Raw genomic sequence first — 1,454 nt, forward strand, 5'->3', positions numbered from 1 at the left:
TATGCTTTGTACTCAACAAAAAACTTGGTAACCCGCCTCTTCAGTTTGAGTTGCTTATTTCAAGTTGAGAGTGGGGTTAATTAAATATAATTATAAAGATGTCGTTGTAAGGCGGCATCATAACAATAGGTGAATCATGAGCAACACAATCCCATTATCTTTTTTAGACTTAGCACCCGTTCCTGAAGGCAAAACCATCGCTGAAGGCATTGCACAGACAGTTGCTATCGCGCAGCAAGCAGAAAAATCTGGCCTAAACCGCTATTGGATGGCCGAGCATCATAATATGCCTGGCATTGCTAGTGCGGCAACTTCGGTACTGTTATCGCATATCGGTAGTCAAACCAAGCGCATACGCATTGGTGCTGGTGGTGTCATGCTGCCCAATCATGCCCCACTGGTCATTGCTGAGCAGTTCGGTACTTTGCAAGCACTATATGGTGACCGCATAGATTTAGGTCTAGGCCGCGCACCGGGTACGGATGGTGCCACCTTCCAGGCATTGCGTCGACAAATGCAAGATGCCGATCGTTTTCCACAAGACGTACAAGAATTGATGTACTTCTTAGGTGATGGCACCGATGACAGTCCTGTGCAATCATTTCCAGGGGCGAAATCTAACATTCCTATTTGGATATTGGGTTCATCGCTTTTTGGCGCGACCTTAGCAGCACATTTAGGACTACCATACGTATTTGCCTCACATTTTGCCCCGCAGATGATGGGTCAAGCGATTAGTGCGTATCGTGAACAGTTCAAACCATCGGCGCATCTCGCTAAGCCTTATGTGATGCTGGCGGCAAACCTGTTACTTGCTGACGATGATGAGACAGCCCATTATCACTTTACATCAGCGCAGCAAAGTTTTGTACGTCTACGTCGCGGTGAGCGCGGACAAATGCCAATGCCAACTTACGATATGGACAGCATCTGGAGCCCTGCCGAGCAAATGATGGTAGACAATGCTTTATCGGTCTCATTTATTGGCTCTGTCGAAACGGTCAAACCAAAACTTGCTAAATTCCTTGCACAGTATCAGCCCGATGAATTGATTGTCACCGCCAATGTTTATGATCAGGCAGCGCGTTTGCGTTCACTGGAACTTACACCTGAGCTAAACTTGTTTACTTTACAATAGACCGCCACGCTCGCATAATTATTGATAAACCCTAATGAGATTACGGTCATGAAACCCTCGGCCTTTATCGATTTATCAATATTATTATATATCGTGGCCTTTATTGCGGTGATGGTCGTTGCCGGCTATTTTACTTATCATATTAGCCCCAAGCGCAAACAGCGTATTGAAAATAAACGCAATAAAGATAACCTTAAATAAATGACATTCGATGTTAAAAGCCCCCTTCTCTAATTTGAAAATGAACTGACCCCCATAAGTTGGACACAACTTTTGGGGGTTATTTTATGAAATACGACATAGACTTTAAGATAAG

2 protein-coding genes are annotated in these 1,454 nt (G+C 44.4%); both read left to right on the forward strand.

All coding sequences use genetic code 11. The features are described from left to right. Positions 1-136 precede the first annotated feature (136 nt). Entirely contained in the window at positions 137-1,138 is a 1,002-nt protein-coding gene (locus tag AC2FA3_RS14960) for an LLM class flavin-dependent oxidoreductase (protein ID WP_490510272.1), read from the forward strand. A 48-nt stretch (positions 1,139-1,186) separates the two neighbouring features. Next, positions 1,187-1,339: a hypothetical protein gene (locus AC2FA3_RS14965; protein ID WP_490510273.1), complete on the forward strand. Its 153-nt coding sequence runs from the start codon at positions 1,187-1,189 to the stop codon at positions 1,337-1,339. Positions 1,340-1,454: the final 115 nt, after the last annotated feature.

It is taken from the genome of Janibacter sp. CoH_79_TC_3 (assembly GCF_058197955.1).

Excerpts from the sequence above, each read along its gene's own strand:
- AC2FA3_RS14960 (WP_490510272.1), top strand. The coding sequence starts at position 137 with ATGAGCAACACAATCCCATTATCTTTTTTAGACTTAGCACCCGTTCCT.
- AC2FA3_RS14965 (WP_490510273.1), top strand. The coding sequence starts at position 1,187 with ATGAAACCCTCGGCCTTTATCGATTTATCAATATTATTATATATCGTG.